This window comes from Pseudoxanthomonas daejeonensis, from assembly GCF_022637495.1.
GTDB lineage: Bacteria > Pseudomonadota > Gammaproteobacteria > Xanthomonadales > Xanthomonadaceae > Pseudoxanthomonas > Pseudoxanthomonas daejeonensis.
Map to the genome: position 1 here is coordinate 227731 of NZ_CP093331.1, position 17310 is coordinate 245040.

General features: G+C 67.6%; 12 protein-coding genes. 4 read left to right on the forward strand and 8 right to left on the reverse strand.

From position 1 onward, the window contains the following. Nucleotides 1–163: 163 nt before the first annotated feature. The 7 genes from MNQ95_RS01085 to MNQ95_RS01110 all read right to left on the reverse strand — a co-directional run bounded on the left by MNQ95_RS01085 (nucleotide 164) and on the right by MNQ95_RS01110 (nucleotide 9073). Complete coding sequence (locus MNQ95_RS01085) at nucleotides 164–886, reverse strand: response regulator (protein ID WP_241953555.1); 723 nt, start codon at nucleotides 884–886, stop codon at nucleotides 164–166. Between the two features lie 13 nt (nucleotides 887–899). Next, on the reverse strand, nucleotides 900–3533 hold the full coding sequence (locus MNQ95_RS01090; RefSeq protein WP_241953556.1) for a sensor histidine kinase: 2634 nt from the start codon (nucleotides 3531–3533) through the stop codon (nucleotides 900–902). A gap of 32 nt (nucleotides 3534–3565) precedes the next feature. Continuing rightward, nucleotides 3566–4189: a potassium-transporting ATPase subunit KdpC gene (gene kdpC, locus MNQ95_RS01095; RefSeq protein ID WP_241953557.1), complete on the reverse strand. Its 624-nt coding sequence runs from the start codon at nucleotides 4187–4189 to the stop codon at nucleotides 3566–3568. A 9-nt stretch (nucleotides 4190–4198) separates the two neighbouring features. Beyond that, entirely contained in the window at nucleotides 4199–6277 is a 2079-nt protein-coding gene (kdpB, locus tag MNQ95_RS01100; protein WP_241953558.1) for a potassium-transporting ATPase subunit KdpB, read from the reverse strand. A 10-nt stretch (nucleotides 6278–6287) separates the two neighbouring features. Continuing rightward, complete coding sequence (kdpA, locus tag MNQ95_RS01105) at nucleotides 6288–7994, reverse strand: potassium-transporting ATPase subunit KdpA (protein WP_241953559.1); 1707 nt, start codon at nucleotides 7992–7994, stop codon at nucleotides 6288–6290. After that, nucleotides 7987–8121 (reverse strand): hypothetical protein, encoded by a 135-nt coding sequence (locus MNQ95_RS15805; RefSeq protein ID WP_277884372.1) that lies wholly within the window; start codon nucleotides 8119–8121, stop codon nucleotides 7987–7989. Before MNQ95_RS15805 ends, kdpA begins: the two co-directional genes overlap by 8 nt. A gap of 310 nt (nucleotides 8122–8431) precedes the next feature. Then, nucleotides 8432–9073 (reverse strand): trypsin-like serine protease, encoded by a 642-nt coding sequence (locus tag MNQ95_RS01110; protein ID WP_338423346.1) that lies wholly within the window; start codon nucleotides 9071–9073, stop codon nucleotides 8432–8434. A gap of 617 nt (nucleotides 9074–9690) precedes the next feature. Between MNQ95_RS01110 and MNQ95_RS01115 the strand changes: the two genes are divergently transcribed. Then, a complete protein-coding gene (locus MNQ95_RS01115) occupies nucleotides 9691–11031 on the forward strand; it encodes an ABC transporter permease (protein WP_241953560.1) in 1341 nt (446 codons plus the stop codon). A gap of 10 nt (nucleotides 11032–11041) precedes the next feature. Continuing rightward, on the forward strand, nucleotides 11042–12265 hold the full coding sequence (locus tag MNQ95_RS01120; protein WP_241953561.1) for an ABC transporter permease: 1224 nt from the start codon (nucleotides 11042–11044) through the stop codon (nucleotides 12263–12265). A 102-nt stretch (nucleotides 12266–12367) separates the two neighbouring features. On the opposite strand, the gene MNQ95_RS01125 is transcribed toward MNQ95_RS01120, so the two are convergent. Then, on the reverse strand, nucleotides 12368–14869 hold the full coding sequence (locus MNQ95_RS01125; protein ID WP_241953562.1) for a glycoside hydrolase family 9 protein: 2502 nt from the start codon (nucleotides 14867–14869) through the stop codon (nucleotides 12368–12370). A 554-nt stretch (nucleotides 14870–15423) separates the two neighbouring features. On the opposite strand from MNQ95_RS01125, the gene MNQ95_RS01130 reads away from it, so the two are divergent. Further along, nucleotides 15424–16500: a sensor histidine kinase gene (locus MNQ95_RS01130; RefSeq protein ID WP_241953563.1), complete on the forward strand. Its 1077-nt coding sequence runs from the start codon at nucleotides 15424–15426 to the stop codon at nucleotides 16498–16500. Beyond that, nucleotides 16497–17258 carry a LytR/AlgR family response regulator transcription factor gene (locus MNQ95_RS01135; RefSeq protein WP_241953564.1) on the forward strand — a complete coding sequence of 254 codons (762 nt, stop codon included), beginning with the start codon at nucleotides 16497–16499 and terminating at the stop codon, nucleotides 17256–17258. The genes MNQ95_RS01130 and MNQ95_RS01135 overlap by 4 nt, the downstream gene beginning before the upstream one ends. Nucleotides 17259–17310 lie beyond the last annotated feature (52 nt).

A 17310-nucleotide genomic window follows, 5' to 3' on the forward strand; every position in this document is an offset into this window, starting at 1 on the left:
GATACGTACAGAGATGCGCCGCAGTTTCTTTCATGAGCCTCGGGATTACGACTCGATTGCTGGCGACGACCTGTTTTACCGAAAGCGCCCCTCCTGCCCCCGATAAATCATCACAACACCCTCCCCCGCCGATGTCCGCTTCCTGCCAGGAGCGGACATCCGGCTAGGACGGCACGAAGCGCAAACCGACCCCGGGCTCGGTGGCGATGTAGCGCGGCGCGGTAGCGTCATCGCCCAGCTTCTGCCTCAGCTTGCCAACGAGGATGCGCAGGTAGTGCGTGTCTTCCTGATGGTCCGGGCCCCATACCTCGCGCAGCAACTGCGGCTGGGTGACCACGCGTCCTGGATGGCGCATGAGCGCCGCCAGCAACGCGAATTCCTTGCGACCCAACGTGACGGATGAACCGTCCACGCGGACTTCGCGGCGCAGCAGGTCCACGTGCAGGTAGCCGTCATCGAAGACCGGGGTGTCTGCACCGGCCGGTGCGGCATGCGTGCGCAGCAGGCCGCGGATCCGCGCCATCAGTTCCTCGATGCCGAAGGGCTTGGTCACGTAGTCGTTGGCGCCGGCATCCAGCGCGGCCACCTTCTCCTGCTCGCCGCTGCGCACGGTGAGCATGATCACCGGCACCTGCGACCATTTCCGAAGCTCCCGCAGTACCTCGTGGCCGTCGATGTCCGGCAGGCCGATGTCCAGCACCACCAGGTCCGCGCCATGCGCGGCCAGTTCCGCCAGCCCGGCATGGCCGTTGCCCGCCAGCACGACCTGGTAGCCCTGGCTGCGCAGGCTGATGTCCAGGAAGCGGCGGATCTGCGGCTCGTCGTCGACCACGAGGATGCGCGTCGCCGGCACGGCGCCCGGGTTCGCGGGGTTCACTGGAGGCATGGCAGGCGTGCGGTCATGTCGTCGGCGCGAGAAGCGGCAGGGTAATCCGGATCATCGTGCCGTGTCCGTCGCGTCCTGGCAGCGCCTGCACATCGCCGCCATGCGCACCGACCATGCCCTGGCAGATCGTCAGGCCCAGGCCGGTTCCCTGCCGACCCCGGTCGCCGCGCTCGACGCTGTAGAACATGTCGAAGATGCGGCTGCGCTCTTCCTCCGGAATGCCAGGCCCACGATCGCGCACGTCGATGCGCAGCGCTCCGTCGACGAGCTGGGCCTCGACCTCCACCGCCTCGCCCGACGGCGAGAACCTCGCCGCGTTCTCCAGCACGTTGAAGACCGCCTGTTCGAGCAATGCCGGGTGCACCCAGATGGGAGGCAGGCCGGGGGCGATGACCGTCCTCACCCTCGCCTCCGGCTGGTAGCGCTGCAGGCGCGCGACCGCCGAGCCGATCAGCTCGTCCACGCCGATCCAGTCGCGGTTGAGGGTCAACCCGCTGTGGCCGAGCCGGGTCATGTCGAGCAGGTTCTGGATGTAGCGGTCCAGCCGCTCGCCTTCCAGCCGGATCGTGTCGAGCAGGCTTCGCCTGTCGTCCTCGTCCATCGCTTCGCCGTAGTTGGCCAGGCTGCCCGCCGCGCCGATCATCGATGCCAGGGGCGAGCGCAGGTCATGCGACACCGAGGACAGCAGGGCCGAACGCAGGCGCTCGGTCTCGCTGCCGACCCGTGCGGTTTCCAGGGCGGCCACCAGCTGCACCCGCGATACCGCCTGGGCGATGTCCTCGACCATGGCCTCGGCCAGTCGGCGCTGCTCCAGCGTCAGGCTGCGTCGCCCGGCATCGAAACGCAACGCGGCCACGCCGATCACGCCGCTGCTCTCGCGCATCGGCAGGTACCACCACGGCGAGCCTGACAGGGTGTCGGTATGGCGACCCGCCGCTTGTCCATGGGCGCGCACCCAGTCGACCGCACCCGGATCGATGCCCGCAGGTGCATCGACCGGCCCGCCTGCGGGACCTGCCTGCAGCCAGGCCTCTGCATCGAGGTGACGGGCGAGTGCCTGCCGGCCGGCGTCCAGCACCTGATCGAGGTCCGCGGCCGCGCCGAGCCGCCTTCCGAGTGCCTGCAGCACCGTGGCGTGCGCATTGGCAGCGCGCAGGGCCAGCACCTGCATGCGCAGCTTCGAGGCCAGGCGGCCGGCGACCAGCGCGGCCGCCAGGAACAGGAACACGGTGATCACGCCCTGGCGGGCACTGATGAGGAAGGTGAAGCGCGGTGCGAGGAAGAAGAAGTTGTAGGCAAGGAAGCACAGCGCGGCGGCCAGCGAGGCGGCGGCCAGGCGGGTCCGCGAGGCGACCAGCACCACGGCCAGGATGAAGATCATCGACAAGTCATCCAGCCCGACCCAGCGCTCGCTGGCCCATGCCAGCGCCACCGCGCCGCCGGTGGCGGCCAGCACCAGCCCGGCCTCGTGACGGTCCAGCGGAGCGCCCTGCAGTTCGTAGCCGCGCCGGGCACGGGCGCGTGCGCCGGGCGAGCTGATGATCACCAGTTCGTAGTGCGCTCCGCGCCGCAGCAGCTGCTGGGTCAGGGTGCGGTTGAACATGCGCGCCAGCGGGCGTTCGCGGGTGCGCCCGACCACCAGGGTCGATGCACCCTCGCGCTCGCCATGGTCCAGCAAAGCATCGGCGATACTCGAACCGTGCAGCACCGCCGTATCGGCACCCAGGCCGCGGGCCAGGGCGAATGCGCGGTCAAGTTCGGCCTGGCGGGATCCATCGACGCCTGCACCCGACTGCACCGTCACCACGCTCCACGGCGCATCGCGGCGCTCGGCAATCCTGCGGCCGGACCTGACCAGGTACTCGGAGCTTCCCAGTCCGTCGATGGCCACCAGCACGCGACGGCGCAGCGGCACGCCCGGCAGGCCGCGCGCGGCCTGCGCCTCGCGCGCATCGCCATCGACCCGGTCGCTGGCGGCCTGCATGGCCAGCTCGCGCAATGCGGACAGGTTGGCCGGCGAGAAGAAGGCCTGCAGCGCCTGTTCGGCCATCCCGGGCAGGTAGACCTTGCCCTGCTGCAGCCGCTCGATCAGTTCGCGCGGCGGCAGGTCCACCAGGCGGATGTCCCGCATCCGGTCGAACAGCGCATCGGGCACGGTCTCCGATACGCGCACGCCGGTGATGCGATGGACGATGTCGTTGAGGCTTTCCAGGTGCTGGATGTTGACCGTGGTGAAGACGTCGATCCCGGCATCGAGCAGTTCGGCCACATCCTGCCAGCGGCGTTCGTGGCGACTGCCGGGTACGTTGCGATGGGCCAGCTCGTCCACCAGCACGACCTGCGGCCGCCGGGCGAGGATCGCGTCCACGTCCATCTCGTCGAACCGGCGCGCCTGGTACTCGACCTGCCGGCGCGGCAGGACCTCCAGCCCTTCGAGCAGCGCCGCGGTCTCCTCGCGTCCATGGGTCTCGACGATGCCGACGGCCACCGCGACACCCTGCCGCTGCAACTCGCGCGCACGCGCCAGCATCGCGAACGTCTTGCCGACCCCGGGCGCGGCGCCCAGGAACACGGTGAGCCGGCCGGTCTCCTGCCGGCGCAGTTCGCCGGCCAGCGCGTCGGCCACCGCTTCGCGGGGTGCTTTCATGGGCGCAGTCTAGTGGCGGGTGTCGCGGCCGCCTATCGCACGACCGGGGGAGCGGCGTCGAGGGCGAGGTTGAGCTCAAGCACGTTGACCCGCTCCTGGCCGAACAGTCCCCACTGCGGGGCCTCGGCATGCGCGCGCACCTGCGCCGCCACGGCACCGGGATCCAGCCCGCGCACCCGCGCCACGCGCGTGACCTGCAGGAGCGCGGCCTCCGGCGAGATGTGCGGGTCGATCGCACCGCCGGACTGGGTCACCAGGTCGCCCGGCACGCGAGCGGACGGCACGCCCTCGCGCGCAGCCACGGCCTCCCGGGCGGCGTCGATGCGCGCACGCAGCTCCGGATTGGTGCGGGCCTGGTTGCTGCCGGCCAGGGCCATCAGGTCGTAGCCGGCGGCCGATGGCCGCGACTGGAAATACCCCTCGCCCACGAACGGCTGGGCGACCAGGGTCGAGCCCACGACCCGACCGTCCCGCTCGACCAGGCTGCCCGATGCGGTGTGCGGGAACAGCAGGCGTCCCAGGCCGACGCCGACCAGCGAGTAGGCCAGGCCGAACCCCAGCAGGGTGACGAGCGACAGGCCCAGCGCGCCGCGCAGGAGATGTCCGCTGCCGATGCCGGGGTGGACGCGGACGGACGTGGAATCGATGACAACCATGGGGCCTCCTCAGGCGCCGAACGTGGCGGCGAGCGCCATGTCGATGAACTTGATCGCAGCGAACGGCAGCAGTACGCCGCCCACGCCATACACCAGCATGTTCCTGCGCAGCAGCACCGTGGCGCTGGCGGGACGGAAACGCACGCCGCGCAACGCCAGCGGGATCAGCAGCGGGATGATGAGCGCGTTGAACACCAGCGCCGCGAGCACCGCATTGGTCGGGCTGGACAGGCGCATCACGTCCAGCGCGGCCAGCGAGGGGATCGCCGCGGCGAAGAGCGCCGGCAGGATCGCGAAGTACTTGGACACGTCGTTGGCGAGCGAGAACGTGGTCAGTGCGCCGCGGGTCACCAGCTGCTGCTTGCCCACGCGGACCACGTCCAGCAGCTTGGCCGGGTCCGAATCCAGGTCGACCATGTTCCCGGCCTCCTTGGCCGCCTGCGTGCCGGAGTTCATCGCAAGGCCCACGTCGGCCTGGGCCAGGGCCGGGGCGTCGTTGGTGCCGTCGCCCACCATCGCCACCAGCCGTCCGCCGGCCTGCTCCTGGCGGATGCGGGCCAGCTTGTCCTCCGGGCGGGCCTGGGCGATGTAGTCGTCCACGCCGGCTTCGGCCGCGATCGCCGCGGCGGTCAGCGGGTTGTCGCCGGTGATCATCACCGTGCGGATGCCCATCGCCCGCATCTGCGCGAATTTTTCCCGGATCCCGTGCTTGACCACGTCCGACAGCTCGATCACGCCGAGCAGGTAACGGCCATCGGCCACCACCAGCGGCGTGGCGCCACCGCGCGCGACCTGTTCGACGCGCCCGGCAAGTTCGGCCGGCACCTCGCCGCCGAGCCCGCGAACGTGTTCGACGATCGCGTCCATCGCACCCTTGCGGATGTGCCGCATGCCGGTGCCTTCCGCGGGCAGGTCCACGCCCGACATCCGCGTCTGCGCGGTGAAGGCCACGAAGCTGGCGCCGGCCGGGGCCTCGAGGGTAGAGCCCGGCGATCGTGCCAGGCGGACGATCGACTTGCCCTCCGGCGTCGGGTCGGCCAGCGATGCGAGAAGCGCGGCCTGTTGCAGCTGGTCCAGGTCGACCCCGGCCAGTGGATGGAACGCGGTGGCCTGGCGGTCGCCGTGCGTGATCGTGCCGGTCTTGTCCAGCAGCAGCACGTCGACGTCGCCGGCGACCTCCACTGCCTTGCCCGACTTGGCCAGCACGTTCGCTGCCAGGGCGCGGTTCATGCCGGCGATGCCGATGGCCGGCAGCAGCCCGCTGATGGTGGTCGGGATCAGGCAGACCAGCAGCGCGACCAGCAGCAGCGGATCGAGCCGCGCGCCGACGAACCCGGCGATGAACGGCAGGCTCACCACCACGATCAGGAAGGTCGCCGTCATGGTGACCAGCAGCAGCCCGAGGGCGACCTCGTTCGGCGTCTTCTGCCGATTGGCGCCTTCGACCAGGGCGATCATCCGGTCCAGGAAGCTGTGGCCGGGCTGCGCGGTCACCCGGACCACGATCTCGTCCGAAAGGACCTGGGTGCCACCGATCACGCCGGAGCGGTCGGTGCCGGCCTCCCTCAATACCGGTGCCGACTCGCCGGTCACTGCCGACTCGTTGATCGTCGCCAGTCCGCGCACGATCTCGCCATCGGCCGGAACCTGTTCGCCGGCCGAGACGACGACAAGGTCGCCCAGGCGCAGTTCGGCGGCCGGGATCCGCTCCTCGCTGCCGTCAAGTGCGGTGCGGACACGCCGCGCGACCAGGTCCTTGCGCGCGCGTCGCAGCGAGGCCGCCTGGCCGCGCCCGCGCGCTTCGGCGACCGCTTCGGCGAAGTTGGCGAACAGCACGGTCAGGAACAACAGGGCGGTCACCGCCCAGCCCAGCACGGCCGAACTGGCCTGTCCGGCCAGTGTCATCGCGGCGGTCAGCACGGTGCCCAGCCAGACCACGGCCATCACCGGGTTGCCGAAGGCATGGGCAGGGACGAGCTTGGCGAACGAGGCGACGATCGCCTGGCGCAGGCCGGGACCGTCGAGCACTGCGATCCGCGGCAAGCGCGGTGCCACGGATGCCGCGTCTCTCGGAAGGGGGGGGATCATTTCGATTTCCTCAGGAAGCCATCAGCGCGAGGTGGTCGGCCACCGGGCCGAGCACCAGCACCGGCATGAACTGCAGCAGGGTCAGGACCACGACGATCGCGATCAGGGTCAGGGCGAAAGTGGGCGTCTCCACCTGCAAGGTTCCCGGCCCCTCGGGCGCTGCACGCTTGGCGCCCAGTTGCGCGGCGATCACCAGCGGCAGGACCAGTGCGGCATAACGGCCCAGCGCGAGCACCAGCGCACAGGTCAGGTTCCACCACCCCGTCGCGTCACCCAGGCCCTCGAAGCCGGAGCCGTTGTTGGCGAAGGCCGAGGTGTACTCGTAGAAGACCTGGCTGATGCCGTGGAAGGACGGGTTGGAGTTGCCGGTGACCGAGGGCAGGGCCAGCGTCGCGGCGGTCAGGCCCAGCAGGACCAGCGGCTGCAGCAGCACCAGCACGGCCAGCAGTTTCACTTCCCCGGCCTCGATCTTGCGGCCGAACAACTCGGGTGTGCGTCCGGTCATCAATCCGGCCAGGAACACCGCCAGCAGCAGGTACACCAGGAACTGCTGCAGGCCGCAGCCGACGCCGCCCCAGATCGCGTTGACCAGCATGTTGGCCATCGCCACCAGTCCGGTCAGCGGAGCGGCGGAGTCGTGCATCATGTTGACCGAACCGTTGTTGACCGAGGTCGTCAGCGCCGCCCACAGCGCGGAAGGCTCGACGCCGAAGCGGACCTCCTTGCCTTCCATCAGCGCGATGTCGTGCGCGGTGGAAGACCACGCTTCGGACCACAGGGCCGCAGCCGTGGTCGCCAGCGACATCGCCAGCATGGTGCCCACCACCAGCGCGCTGAATTTCCGCCGCCCGGTGAACGGGCCGACCATGAAGGCGACAGCGACCGGAATGAGGACGATCGCCAGCATCTGGATCACGTTGGACAGCGGCGTGGGGTTCTCCAGCGGCACCGCGCTGTTGGGCCCGTACCAGCCGCCACCATTGCTGCCCAGCTGCTTGATCGCCACCATCGGCGCGACCGGCCCCAGCGGGATCTTCTGCGCCCTCATCTCGGCCTGTGCATCCAGCGGTGTGGCCACCGGCCCGCCTTGCAAGGTTGCGGGCACACCCTGCCAGGTCAGCAGCAGCGAGAACACCAGGCACAGCGGCATCAGGAAGCGCACCGTCGGCCGCAGCACGTCCGCCCAGTAGTTGCCCACGTCGACAGAGTCGGCGCCACCATCGACCTGCCCGCGGCTGTTCGCGCGGCCGCCGAACAGGCCGCGCAGCGTCGCCACCACCAGCGCCAGCCCCATCATCGGCGTGATCACCTGCAGGCCGACGATCCCGGTCATGTGCGCCAGGAACGACAGCTGCGCCTGCCCGGAGTAGTGCTGCTGGTTGGTGTTGGTCAGGAACGAGACCATCGTATGCAAGGCGAGGTCCCAGCGCATGCTGGGTGCCTGGTTGGGATTGAGCGGCAGCCAGGCCTGGATCATCAGCACGACCCACACGATCATGCCGATCACAAGGTTGCTGAGCAGGAATGCCGCGGCGTAGGTCTTCCAGCCCATGCCGAGCGCAGGGTCGGTGCCGAGCAGGCGGTAGACCGGCCATTCGATCCAGCCGAACAGGCGGTCGCCACGCGTCGGCACGCCGCGCATGACCGCTGCCAGGTAGTGGCCCAACGGCCAGCCGAGCGCGATCGCCAGAGCGAAGACGACGAGAAACTCAGCCATGGGAACCCCCCCGCTTCCTGCCCGCTGCGCGGGCGTTCACGTGGCGGGTCAGCAGGAGGAACAGGAAGCCGACGCCGGCGAACAGACCGGCCAGTGTCAGCAGCAGAAGGAAGAAGTCGGTGGCCATGGACGTGATCGGGGCGGAACCATTACGCCGGTCACGAAAGTCTGGGAGCAGCCCCCGTAAAGGCTCCATCGGAACCTGCAGCCGGGCCGTAAATTCTTCGTAACCCCAGGCAGTGATCCAGGCCAGTCGCACCGCCGGCGCTCACACGCATCCGATCCGCCCTGGGTCGGAACAGCCCCCTACCCCCGCAAATCTTCCGAATCCCTTGTCGAACTGAAGTCCGCTTCGGGCCAACAGCGGATATCAACCAACGCCTGAGTTAAGCCGCGCCGCGAAGATGTGTCGGCGTGAATGAATTATCAGCCCACGCCTAAGGCTGTTCGGAGGTCACGCTTCCAATCCAGTCGACGGAGTGACTCAAACGTACATTGCACGGCACCTGGCCATAGCGACCGTACTTGGCAGACAGTACATGGCCTTCAATCGATTTCCAGGAGGCCAGCCCGGACAAAAGCCACTGATCTTCGACCCGGGTAAGCGTGGGGCCACCACTATCCCCGTTGCCAAGAGCGCCCTCGAGGGGCAAGGCCGATGACGGTTCGTCGAACCGATAGCAGAACCAGCGATCGTCAACACGGCTGATTTCGTTGTAGGCCCGACGAAGCTCCGTCCGGCTAGGCACACCGAGACTGTATCCGGTAGCTCCGCTGCCAGTCGTTCCTTTCCCAATGATCTTGACGATCTCGCCGGGCCGCGGGCTGTCTTCGTAGAGTGCAGCCGGGGCGACGTCCGTCACCGGTTTTGCCAGCTTGACGAGCGCGATGTCGTCAGACGACGAAGCAAATTCCACGAGCAAGGTTGCTTCACCAGTGGCTACCGCTTGGTCGATCAGCTCCTGTGGCAACCTCTTGTACCCGTCATGAATTACGACACACTCAACGCGCCTGGACTTCCCGTTGATACTTACTTTCTTGAGCCTGGAGCGCAGCGGGATCGTATGGGCTGCGGTGATGACCCACTGCGGGCAATCAGCACGCCATGCCCCGACTTGGGCATGTCAACCAGCGCAGGGAACTCGGACGCCGGAACACGATATTCCGAGTCATCAACATCATGGCGAATGACGATGGCACCGGCAGTGGAAGGCAGCGCGAGAAAAAGTACGAGCAGAGAAAACTGGATCAAAAACCAGACTCCTGCAGGGGGCAAACTGCCTGATGGACGGGCCCTGGCGTCCGGTTATACAGCTTCTGCGGGCCGCGGCCTCTTGATAATGTCCGCTTTGGGTCGGAAGCGGTCATTCACAGGCAGCCAGATTCCGCCGAGGAGGACGTTCCGTGCGCCTCCGGATTACTCCAGAGGCGCGATATCCTCACGGTGCCAAGTCTTGCAGAAGAATTGCTCGACCGGTCAGTGGAAGCGAAAGGTGGGAACCATTCCCTGCCTAGCACCATCCTGATCCTGTTGGCAGAATCTTTCGGCTGGTCCGTCCCCTGAGGTGCGGCTGACACGCCATACGCTACGGAACTGCGTCACAAATTAGCTGATTACTTCTAGTCTCTCGACGTGCTTAAAAACACAGTGACACAATTGCCTGCCCGCTCTCGCGGGAGTAGCTGGAGCCACGGTATGTCGTTGACCTACGCAGCCAGCCTGGGCTTGCAGGGATTGCAGCGCCATCCACGGACAATGGTCTTGGCGGTTCTGACCCTGGCGCTGGGGTTGTCCTCCTCAATGACAATGATCACGCTGCTGGCGATGCTCTCGGCCGACCCATTACCCGGCCTCAGTCAGCGCCTGCATTTGGCCTGGGTTGATTCGCGGCAGGCACAACGGAGTGGCGTGCGCGAGGGCAGCGGCGCCCGTCCGCCGGCGTTGTGGAAGCTTGCAGATGTGCAGGCGATGGCGCGACTGCGTCCGCAGGTACGCCAGGTTGCATTGGTCAGCACGCCAATGACGATGGGCTCCATGGATGGCAAGCGCAATGAGCAACTTAGCGCGGTGCTGGCCTTGGGTCCGATGACGTCGATGTTCGGTGTTCCACTTCTACGGGGGCGGAGCTGGACCGTCCAGGAGGAACAAGATCGGATGCCGGTGATCGTGCTCGGTCGGAGGGCGAGCCTGCGGCTGCTCGGCACCGAGGACGGCGTGGGGCAAGACGTCCTCATCGGCCAAACGCCGTTCCGGGTGATCGGCATAAGCGACAGCTGGGGACCACGGCCGCGCGCGCATTACCTGCAGGCCGGCGACAACTCGCAAATGTGGGGTGACGGCCGCGGCGAAGAAGCTTTCTTGCCCGCAGCGGCAGCACTGGATGCCGGTTTGGCGCCGATGGGGGCTCGAGTGTGCGACGACACCCGCCCGGATGGCCTCCGCTTCGATGCGGTGGACTTGCATGCCTGTCGTTGGTTGATGCTGTGGGCTGAACTGGACAGCTCGGAATCTGTGGAGGATTACCAACAAGCACTGCTTGCCTATGCACGCGATCGCCATGCCGCCGGCACGTTCGAGCGCCTACCACATGCCGAACTACACGGTATGGCTGATTGGCTAAAGATCAACCGTGTGGTGCCATCATCGGTCCGGCTGAACCTGTGGATGGCACTAGCATTGCTGGGTTTGTGCATACTCAATGTCGCCGGCTTGTTAACCGCGCGCCTCCTGCGCCGCACCGGCGAAATGGGCGTGCGGCGTGTGCTCGGTGCGTCACGGCGCTCTGTCGTGGTCCAGTGCTTAGTCGAAGCTGGCGCGGCCAGCCTGCTCGGTGGCCTGCTGGCGCTGCCATTGACCTGGTTTGCCCTTTGGGTGGTGCGCATGCAGGACCGCGGCTACACCGACATGGCGCAGTTGCAGCCTGCGCTGTACTTGGCACTGCTGGGGCTGTCGCTGTTGGTGGGGCTGCTGGTGGGTTCGATACCGGCCTGGCGTGCATCGCGACTGGAACCGGCGCTGCAGGTCAAGAGCCTCTAGGAGCCGACGAATGCCCGCCCTCGCCCACATCGTTTCGGCTGCCTGGCGTCAGCGTCTGATGCCGGCGCTAATCGCACTGCAGGTAGTGTTCGCCAGTATGATCCTCGTCAACGCGCTGTACTTGTTCTGGCAACAGCTGGCACCAATGGCGGTGCCGGACGGCATCGCGCCGAAGCAGGTGCTGGTGGTCGACCAGCTGGTCGCCCGCGATGGCCGGTGGAATGCCGCCCAAGTCCAGGCCGGCGCTCAGCGCCTGCGTGCGTTACCCGGCGTGCGCGCCGTCGCGCCGGGCATCGGCGTGCCGATGCGGGAGTCGATCAGCTTCGAATTGGAACTGGGCGCAGAAGGCGGTCCACTGGCCAACGCCAGCGCTTATGCCGGCGAGGGCCTGATCGATGCGTTGGGCTTGGAATTGATCCAGGGCCGCGACTTCAAGCCGGACGAGCATTTCGATTTCGACCTGTCTGGCGATCGGCCCGCACTGGCGCCGGTGATCCTCACCCGGGCGCTGGCCAAGCACCTTTTTCCGGAGGGCGATGCGCTAGGCGCTCAACTCGGCGATGGTGACCACCAACTGGTCGTGGTCGGCGTTGTCCGCCACCTGCTGCGCTACCAAGTCGGCGAACTGGACGATGGGCGCGCCGAATTCGCCCTGCTCCTGCCCGCCCGTGTTACCGGAACGCCGGTCCTGTCATACGTGGTGCGCACCGAATTGCACAGGCTCGATGCGGTGGAAGAAGCGATTCCCGACGCGCTGCGCCAGGAATTCGGCGCAGCGATAGCGCCCGGCGTCCCGCCGGCCGTGGCCAGCTATGAACGCCTGCGCGCGCTTGCATTCCAACCACGTCGCGCAGCGCTGTGGCTACTCGGCACGGTCTGCGCTGTGGTGGCACTAGTGACCGGCCTGGGCCTTGCCAGCCTCACCGCCTACTGGGTGGAACAGCGCACCCGTCAGATCGGCATCCGCCGCGCCCTCGGCGCGACCCACCAGCAGATCCTGCGCCACTTCCAGCTCGAGAACCTGCTGCTGGTCGGCCTGGGCGCCGCCATCGGCGTGCCGCTGGCGCTGGCGGCCAACCAGTGGCTAATGCAGCACTACGAACTGCCGCGCCTGCCGCTGCCATGGCTGCCGGCGGGCGCGATAGTCCTGTTGTTGCTTGGCCAACTCGCGGTCTGGGCGCCGGCACGGCGTGCCGCGTCGATCCCGCCGGCTATGGCCACGCGCAGCGCCTGACCTGACTGGCGCCCACAGCCTCACATGTCGTCACTGATAGTGGTGACCGCAATTTGGCTTGTATTTGCAACGCCCCCTGCCACCCATTCGATCCGATGTCCGCTATCGGCCAGGAGCGGACGTCGGCCGCTTGAGCAGGCTCCCACGCTGCGCCGCTGCGAGCGCCAGGAACATGAAATTCTCGGCGCCGCCGCCGATGACGTACTCGCGCTGCTGCCAGAAATACGGCCACACCTTCAGTTCCGGCAGGTCCGGGCGGATCAGCGCGGTCCCGGAGATGACGCCGCCGGGGATGTAGCTCCAGTCGCCGCGGTTGGTGCCGTAGGCCACGACCGCCGAGTTCGCGCCCACGCCCGAGGCGAACGATTCGGTGCGGTTGCCCGGATGCACGCCCAGCACGAAGTTGAGCGCCTGCATCTGCAAGGTGTCCGGCGTGTGCTGCGGCCAGGCCTTGCGGAAGAAGTACTGGTCCACGCCGAACTTCTGGATGTCCCAGCCTGCGCCCCAGATGTGCGGCACGTACGGCACGCCGTAGGGGGTGTGCGTGGCGGCTTCGGCCAGCTTTGCCTGATGCGCCTGCACCGCCGCGTCGACTTCACGCAGGAAAGCCGCGTCCTTGACCAGCGGCAGGGCTTCGGCCAGCAACGGACCGGTCTTGTCGATGGCCGCCACGATCCGGGGTTTCATCGCTACCAGCCGCGCCACGTAGGCGGCATCGCCCGTGCTGCGGGCCAGCTCCGACAACGCGAACACCTGGGCGTCGACCTTCGTGCCCCGGTCGATCGCGCGGGCGGTCAGGTCCACCGCCGCGGCCAGCGCCTCGGCGGCCATCTGTGGATTGTGCTGGCGCAGCACGCGTGCGGCGGTGGCCAGTCCGGCAGCGGTGGCCAGTTCGCGGTCGGGGTTGTCCTCGGTGAACACCCAGCGGTCGTCGGGCACCGAGGAGGACGTCGCGGTGCGCGCACCGGGCGCCAGCGCGGGGTCGTAGTCGAGGTTGTCGGTCTGGGTGGCGACCTCGCCCAGCAGCACGTACTGCTCCAGGGTCGGCTCGATGATGCCGCGATAGGTGCGTCCGAGCGCCCTGTAGCCGCCCAGTACGCTGAGAAGGCCATGCTCGATCTGCTGGAGTGCGTCATTGACGCCATCAGGCCGCAACAGGCGGGCCTCCTTCCTGGCCTGGTCGATGGTGGTCGTGTCGTAGTCCAGGCCGAACTCCTCGACCATCTTGGCCAGCAGCCAGACCGTGCCCATCTGGCTTTCCACGCGCAGGTCGTAGTCGCCGGCGTCGTGCCAGCCACCGCTTGTCAGACCGGGCACGCGATCGCCGGGCCTGTAGCGGCTCAGCATGTCCGGGCCCTGGTCGTAGCCGTCGAAATGCACGCCGACCTGGGCCATGCGCGCATCGTCCTGGTGGTCCAGGCCATGCCAGGTGCGGTAGTTCTCGGTCACCCGCATGTGGCACATCTGCGCCGGCAGGAAATATTCCAGCGTCGGCTGCCACACGCCGCGGTCGTAGACGTCGTCGGCGATGCGGAACGCATGCGTGCGGCGGCCGCGATACTCCAGTTCGTACATGCCGGGCTCGGTGACCGCATCCAAGTCGGCAGTCAGGTACTGGTAGCGCAGGAACCGGCCCCACGGCTTGGGTTCGTAGCGCGCCACCTGGCGCGCCCCGCTTTCGGTCATCCGGTACAGGGTCAGCGGATCGGCGCGTCCGTCGCGCTTGTCCTGCTCGATCACCACGGTCTTGGCCTGGCCCGGGCGATAGCCGACCTGCGAGACCTGCACCACCGGCGCGTAACGCCAGTCCGGATCGACATGCGGGGTGACGATCCAGGACACCGCCTCCTTCGTCGCACCGGGTCGGGTGATCTCGCGCACCACGTACCAGCCATTGTTCATGGTGCCGCGACCGTCGAGCAGCTCGAGCCTGCCGGTTCGGCTGTGGATTTTCAGCCGCTGCAGGTCGCTCTCCGGCGCCACCACCAGGGTCCGGCCACTCGCCATGGGCGTGGCGATCAGTTGCCCGTGCACATCCTGCACAGGACCATTGGCCTGCCGCGGGAAGATGCCCGAGGCATCGTCAAGCAACCACGACTTGCCGAACAGATCGGTCGGGAACAGCTCGAAGTTGAAACCGACCTTGCCCTCCCAGTCGGCCGGCAACGGCTTGTCCAGGTCGACCGACACCTTGAACGCGTAGCCCTCCATCGGCGTCACGCTGACCCGATAGCCGAAGGCCAGGTCGGGATAAACGATCGGGTTGAAGCCCTTGCGATTCTTCGACTCGTCCGGATACCGCAGGGCCTGGGTCACCGTGCCGGTGGCCACGTCGACAACCGGCTTGCCGTCGCCGGCTGGCATCGGCGACCACTGCCCTGGCGAAGGCTCCAGTCGCAGATCGCCATTGGCCGCGACCCGTTCGCCGTGCTGGATGACGGTCACGCCGGTCTGGTGCCCATCCGGATAGATGTCGGCAAAGACGGTCACGTTCAATCCGGGCGCCTCGAAGTAGCCCTGCTCGTTGAGCTTGAGCTGGGCTTGCCCTTGCACGTTTCCGGCAATGACCAGCAAGCCGGCGGCCACCAGGGTCGCGTGCTTCATCCGTTCTCCTCGGGCGATGGTTGCGTCGGAAATTGTGGTTGGCCGTGCGCGGGAGCACCGGCCGACCCGTTCGGACTCTAATGGAGCCCAAAGCGGGCTTTCAATCTGTATCGCGGCGGAGACGGGGGAATCGATTACCCGGCCCCAAGGCGCAACTCTCCAGCAGCGTGCCCTCCTCACGCCGCAGCCTCCACTCATCCCGCTGCGGCCCCCAGTCATCACAGTCCCTGGACCCGGGGCACCGGCAACCGGGGACGATGTCGCCAGGCATCGCGCCTGGGAGACGGTCACGCCCCGCAATACCCGGCTGCCAAGCGAGCCGTTTGCGGGCTCGGCGGTGATCGTCGGCGCCCACGCGGCAGGAACCGGCGGCCGTGCACGCGATGCCAGGCAGGACCGCCACCGGGGCCCCGCCCGGTACTGACGGATGGCGGCGCGCTCCGACGGACGAAGCGAATGGGTATGCTCCCCACGCCGGCGAAGGGGATATGCAAAGGGGGCCGCCGGCCTGTGGTGCAGTTCACTGGAGAAGAACGGGAGTGACGACACCGGCGATGGAGAACGGGTCCGGAATCGGCCGCCGGGGCGTGGCCATCCTCGGCGCATGGGCGCTGGTCGCGATGCTGTTCGCCGGGCAGGCCTGGTTCGCCGCACAGGTGCGAGGTGAACCACTGGCCTGGGCCCGCGCCAGTCTCATCTGGCTTGTCTGGGCCGCCGTCTGGGCCAGCCTCACGCCTGCCGCCCTTCGGCTTGCGGCTCGGTTCCCGCTCCGGCGACCCCGGCTCGTCCGCGCGATCGCAGTCCACGGCCTGGCCTCGGCGGTCTGCGCCGTGATCAACCTGGCGATCTTCGCGCTGGCGGCACCGATGATCGGTGCGACCCAGGTGGAGCCCACCTGGTTCGGCACCCTCAGCCGACTGCTCGGCACGACGTTCCTGCTGAACCTCCCGGTGTACTGGCTCATCGTCGCTGCGGCGCACGTGGAGCGCCTGGTGCGGACCGCCACCGAGAACGATCGCCGCCAGCTGCGCCTCGAAGCCCAACTGGCGGACGCACACCTGCAGACATTGCGCACCCAGCTGCAGCCGCACTTCCTTTTCAACGCCTTGAACACGATCTCCGTCCTGATGCACGAGAACGTGGAGTCGGCAGATCGCATCCTCCTGCAGCTCAGCGCCCTGCTGCGCCGCTCGCTCGACCGGAGCGAGGCGCATGAGGTTGCGCTTGGCGATGAGATCCGTTTCCTGGAAAGCTATCTCGGGATCGAGCAGGCCCGCTTCGGGGAGCGCCTCAGTTACCGGCTTTCAGTCCCCGACGAGGTACTTGGGGCCCGCGTCCCCAACCTGATCCTCCAGCCCCTGGTCGAGAACGCGTTGCGCCATGGACTGGCCACGCGTGCCGGTCCGGGGCACGTCGAGATCGCGGCGAGCCGGAGGAACGATACCCTGCTGCTGAGCGTTTCCGACAACGGACAGGGGCTGCCACCGGCGACGGCCGAACGCATCGGCCTGGCGAACACACGGGTGCGGCTGCGCCTGCTTTACGGGGACAGCCAACGCTTCGAGGTCAGGAATCTCGATGGCGGCGGCGTCATCGCGCAGATCGAGCTCCCCTGGAATCCTGTCGCATGACCATCCGCGCACTGATCGTCGATGATGAACCCGTCGCCCGTCGCGGAATAGCGCGACTGCTGCGGCAGGAGCCTGACATCGAGATCGTCGGAGAGTGCGGTGACGGCGCGGCGGCCATCTCGGCGATCACCGCGCACTCGCCCGACCTCGTCTTCCTCGATGTGCAGATGCCCGAACTCGATGGCTTCGCCGTCATCGAAGCCATCGGCGACGACCGCATGCCGGCGATCGTGTTCGTCACCGCATTCGATCAACACGCCGTACGAGCATTCGATGCCCAGGCGATCGACTACGTGCTCAAGCCGATCGATCCGGAGCGCTTTCGGCGTGCACTTCAGCGCGCCCGCTCCCACCTCGCCCATCCCGACGCCGACTTCGTGCGCCGCGTTTCCGAGGCGCTGGAATCGATCGACAGGGGTGCGCTCGAACGCTACCCGTCGCGGCTCGCCATCCGGTCCGAGGGCCGGGTTCGACTGCTCGATGTCGAGGAAGTCGAACACATCGTCGCCGCGGGAAATTACGCCGAGATCCACGCAGGCACGAAACGCCACCTGCTACGCGAGACCATGACCCATCTCGAGGCCCGCCTGGATCCGCGGCGCTTCATCCGGATATCCCGCGCGGCGATCGTCAACGTCGCCCGGATTCGCGAAATCCAGCCGCTCTTCAACGGCGACTTTGTCGTCCTCCTGAAAGGCGGCGCTCAGGTCAACGGCAGTCGCCGTTATCGGGCGGCGATCGAAGGATTGCTTCGCTGAGCGTTGCCTTCCTTCCAGGGCCCTTGCGACGCCTAGCCACCCGGTAGAGCGC